At 36.2% G+C, this 3,915-nt stretch carries 3 protein-coding genes; 1 reads left to right on the top strand and 2 read right to left on the bottom strand.

Annotation, left to right across the window (positions count from 1 at the left end):
• The first annotated feature begins 70 nt into the window (after positions 1 to 70).
• Entirely contained in the window at positions 71 to 2,380 is a 2,310-nt protein-coding gene (locus AC0J20_RS23210) for a radical SAM protein (RefSeq protein ID WP_229531484.1), read from the top strand.
• 10 nt (positions 2,381 to 2,390) lie between these two features.
• Here the strand turns inward: AC0J20_RS23210 and AC0J20_RS23205 are convergent, their stop codons facing one another.
• Both AC0J20_RS23205 and AC0J20_RS23200 read right to left on the bottom strand, forming a co-directional pair.
• Positions 2,391 to 2,786 carry a hypothetical protein gene (locus AC0J20_RS23205; protein ID WP_473023586.1) on the bottom strand — a complete coding sequence of 132 codons (396 nt, stop codon included), beginning with the start codon at positions 2,784 to 2,786 and terminating at the stop codon, positions 2,391 to 2,393.
• 69 nt (positions 2,787 to 2,855) lie between these two features.
• The gene (locus tag AC0J20_RS23200; protein WP_473023585.1) at positions 2,856 to 3,902 is read right to left on the bottom strand and encodes a pentapeptide repeat-containing protein; all 1,047 of its coding nucleotides are present in this window, start codon (positions 3,900 to 3,902) and stop codon (positions 2,856 to 2,858) included.
• Positions 3,903 to 3,915: the final 13 nt, after the last annotated feature.

Below are 3,915 nucleotides of genomic sequence, written 5' to 3'. Positions count from 1 at the left end.
ATAACTAAGAATTATGCAAAGGTTGTGTTGGGTTGGTCCGAGGTATAGTGACGTTGCGTCCATCAATCACTTGTTTGACTTTTTTATTGTTATTCACGGCGAAAAAAATAATAAAAAAGTATTATCTTTAAATTCTGATGGCTGTCAGATAAATATCAATAGCCCTAAGAATTATCATAAGGTTGGTCAGTATTATCACGAACAGATGAAAAGTGTTTTGGAGCAAGAGCCTTCAATCAAATTTATGTTTTATGGGAAAATAACTGAGAAGATATTTAACGATTTTTCTCATTCCATTTCTTATTTTAATCCATTAATACTATCTAGACGCTTATCTGACAAATTGGAAAGCAGACTCATTTTATCTGAGTTTGTTGACGTCTTACCCGTCAGCTTAATGCTGGCAAGTGATTGCATGTTGGAAACATTAGTATCTCGATTTCCGGATCACAAAAGTTTTGTTGCACAAAAGAGATTCGGAGCAGGGGGAGCGGGTAGTTATATAATAGATCACAACAACACTAAATTAAGTGGCTCGAGTGAGTTTGAATCTCTAGTTGTATCTCCTAAGCGCGTAAATAGTTTTTCCGTAAATCAACATATAGTTATCGGATCAACAACCATCCTTTACCCTCCATCTATACAAATCATAAGAGAAAAATGTAATGAATTTTTCTATGGAGGCTGTGACTACAATTTATTTGAATCTCTAGATGATCCAATTAAGCGGAAAATTTATGAATTCAGTGAGCGAATTTCCAATTGGCTCATTAAAATTGGATACAAGGGCGTTATTGGTGTTGACTATTTAGTATCCGAGAATGAGTCATTGGAGTTTGTGGAGCTGAATACCAGATTCCAGTCTTCAACCCTTATTCTTAATGAAATCTTGGCTAGCAATAGGTTGCCTAGTGTTCAAGAAGCTCACATAAGTGCATTTTCCAAAAGTTTCTTAAATATAGATACATCTAAACTATCCATCCCAAAAGGAAGCAACTTTTACACTCCACTAGCCGAGGAGTGCAGCAATGTGGATTTTCTGATTAGGGAAAAAAAGCTGATAACACCTGATTTGCGCAATAGTTATCACAACTCTGGAAACATTGAGGTAACTTGTATATCTGACGGACTGTGGCCAACATCTAAAATAGAAAGTAGCTGTCAGCCCAAAAAGTATCGATTCAGTGAAAAAATAGGAGCAATTGATGCTGAAGGGAAACTACAAATAAAACCAGCACTGGTTCATTGTCAGTCGAAGGTTTTTCAAGACAGCTTCACTCCAGCTACAATTGAAGAACAGGCTAGATTGAAGTTTGAACTATTCAGCCTTGGTTTACAGATCAGTTTCAAGGCAAAGGCCACACTGTATTCCAGTCGAGATAAGCTAACTATAAGAGATGGAATTGCGGGAGGCATTGAATTGCTAATCGCAAACTCCATACATATAAATGTTCCGATAAAAGAGTCATTTTCACTGATAAGTCCCTTCTCTCTAGAATTTGAAGACCTCTATTATCTGTCTTATTTTGGTAGGAAAATAGTAAATGTAGAGGTTGTGGATTTACCAAAGCTAGTGGGTGAAAAGACTAGAAGTGGAAAGTTAATGGAATCCATAGGGCAGGTGTTTACAGACCGCCTTAGCATAAATCCATTCCGAGGTTGCCGATATAATTTGGCCAACAAAAAAGGATGTAAATTTTGTGCTGTAGCATTCGGCCCAATGTCCAAAAAAACAGACATCGAAGATATTAAAGATGTAGTCAAATTCGTAATTAGTAATCAAAAAGATTCTACAAAGCACATATTAATTAGCGGAGGAAGCCCGTTGCCAAAACAATGGCATTACTATGTCCAGGTAGTGACTGAAATACGTAAACTGACTGATTTACCGATTTATATCATGATAGAACCACCTGAATCCCTTTCTAATCTGGACCTATTACTCGAGGCAGGTGTTAACGAAATCGGAATTAACATGGAAATCTGGGACGATAAGATTTCAAAGGCGATAATGCCCGGCAAAGGAAAAGTATCCAGAACCCAATATTTGGAAACTCTAAAGTATGCAACCAAACTGTGGGGAAAAAGCGGAAATGTTAGAAGTCTCCTGATAGTAGGTCTAGAACCAGCTCAAAATACTTTGACTGCAGTAGAAGCGATATCCAAATTGGGGGTTATGCCAATCTTGTCTCCGTTTCGTGCTGTTACTAAAACGGCTCTGGAAGAATTACCCACTCCGTCAGCTGAAACAATGTATGAGTTATGGGATAAAGCTACAAAAATTAGTAGGCAGAATAATCAAATCATTGGTCCAAGCTGTATAGCTTGTCAAAATAATACGATTACCATGCCTTGGGGAGATGAATATAAGTATTACTGATTATGTTTTTTTAAATTGATTGTACTGTGTTCGTACTGTTTTCTTTGAAATTTAAACAAGTATCTGTGCCGTTATTTAGGTAAAGATCCGTAACTGAAACTTGCTTCTGAAACCGAACACCACATTCAATAACATCTTTTTCCTGCTCTTCACTGAACCCTAGATCAGTAAGATTTTTAAATGTCCCTGTGAGTTGAAATGCTATAGCTACAATAGAGGTAATTAAAACAAGTTTATTCGAACTTTTTTTGCTCTCACTTCCTTGATTTGGTTCATTTACATTTATTGTGATAGTCAGGTTTTCTATCTTTACTTTCTGAGGTGAGTTTTTGCTGATATTTATATCGTCAAAATTTATTTTAATATTAAGTTTATCTTCAATATTAGAGAAAAACCCGGTAATCATTGATGTAAGCTTAACATGGGATATTTTTTCGTTAGTTGCTTTGCATGTGAGTGTGAAGTCTAAGCTATATCATTTTCCTTCTCTGAGTAATAACTTTCTAATATCTCCCTCGTGAAGGCACCAATTGTTTTTTTGATATTCATTTCCGTTTAAGCTTGCTTTTTGCATTAATAAATATAACTCACTCATTTCACTTTGCGAGTATTGTTGAGAGTTAACTAATAGCTTGGATAAGTATTTTAGCTCTCGAACATTTAAGTATAATATATTATTTTTAAGCGCATCATTAATGTACTCTGAAAATTCTTGATGCTCAGAAAGTAGTAGCAAGTTTGCACAAGGGAAATAATTAAATCTATCTTGGTAATATTTCACCAATGATGGTATTAGTTCTAGTAATTCTTCCCAAGCAATTATTCCCTTTCCGGGGGCGCTAATTTTTACTTTCCCTGCCCGAATATCATTAGGCTTTATTCCAAATACATAGGGGAATTGCCAGAATGGAAGTGTCACTTCATTCATAATAGCATTCGAAAAGTCGCAATATTCAACATTTACACTTGATAGATCAATGTTTAATAAAGTCGCACCATTAAAACTTGCACCCTCGAATGTACATGAGCTTATGGTTAAGTCGTCAATGATTGCATTGGAAAAATCAGCGTTTGTGAAAGAACATCCTTTTACGTTTGCGCGACTTAAGTGAATGCCTCTGAATGTCGCCCCGTAAAATCCTGAGCTAAACAATCCTGTAGGCGTGGTTTTGTCGGTAGCAGTAAACTTACAATTACTAAAGTTGGCATACTGCATGTTAGTGTCATCAAAGTTACAAGACATAAACTCTGAACCTGACCAATCTGAACCATTACCTGCAGCGTAGGTAAAATCGCACTGGTCGAATTTACAATTAAGAGCCTTTGCTCTTTTTAAAGAGAAGTTGTTAAATTTCTCTTCTTTGAAGTGGCTACCCACGGCCGGACTCCAATCATTCTTTACATTAACTAAAAATGGCGTGAGATCGCGGAAACCAACAGAACTAAAAAGGTTTGATAAGCTTGTACCATTGCTATTTCCGTCATTACTGAAATTAGCAAGACTGATTAATCCGGTGGCCATAATTCTTAGTTAT

It is taken from the genome of Planctobacterium sp. R6, from assembly GCF_055755215.1.
Note: the sequence above shows the minus strand (reverse complement) of the source record. Positions and strands in the feature narration are given on the sequence as shown.

Excerpts from the sequence above, each read along its gene's own strand:
- AC0J20_RS23200 (WP_473023585.1), bottom strand. The coding sequence starts at position 3,902 with ATGGCCACCGGATTAATCAGTCTTGCTAATTTCAGTAATGACGGAAAT.
- AC0J20_RS23205 (WP_473023586.1), bottom strand. The coding sequence starts at position 2,786 with ATGATTACCGGGTTTTTCTCTAATATTGAAGATAAACTTAATATTAAA.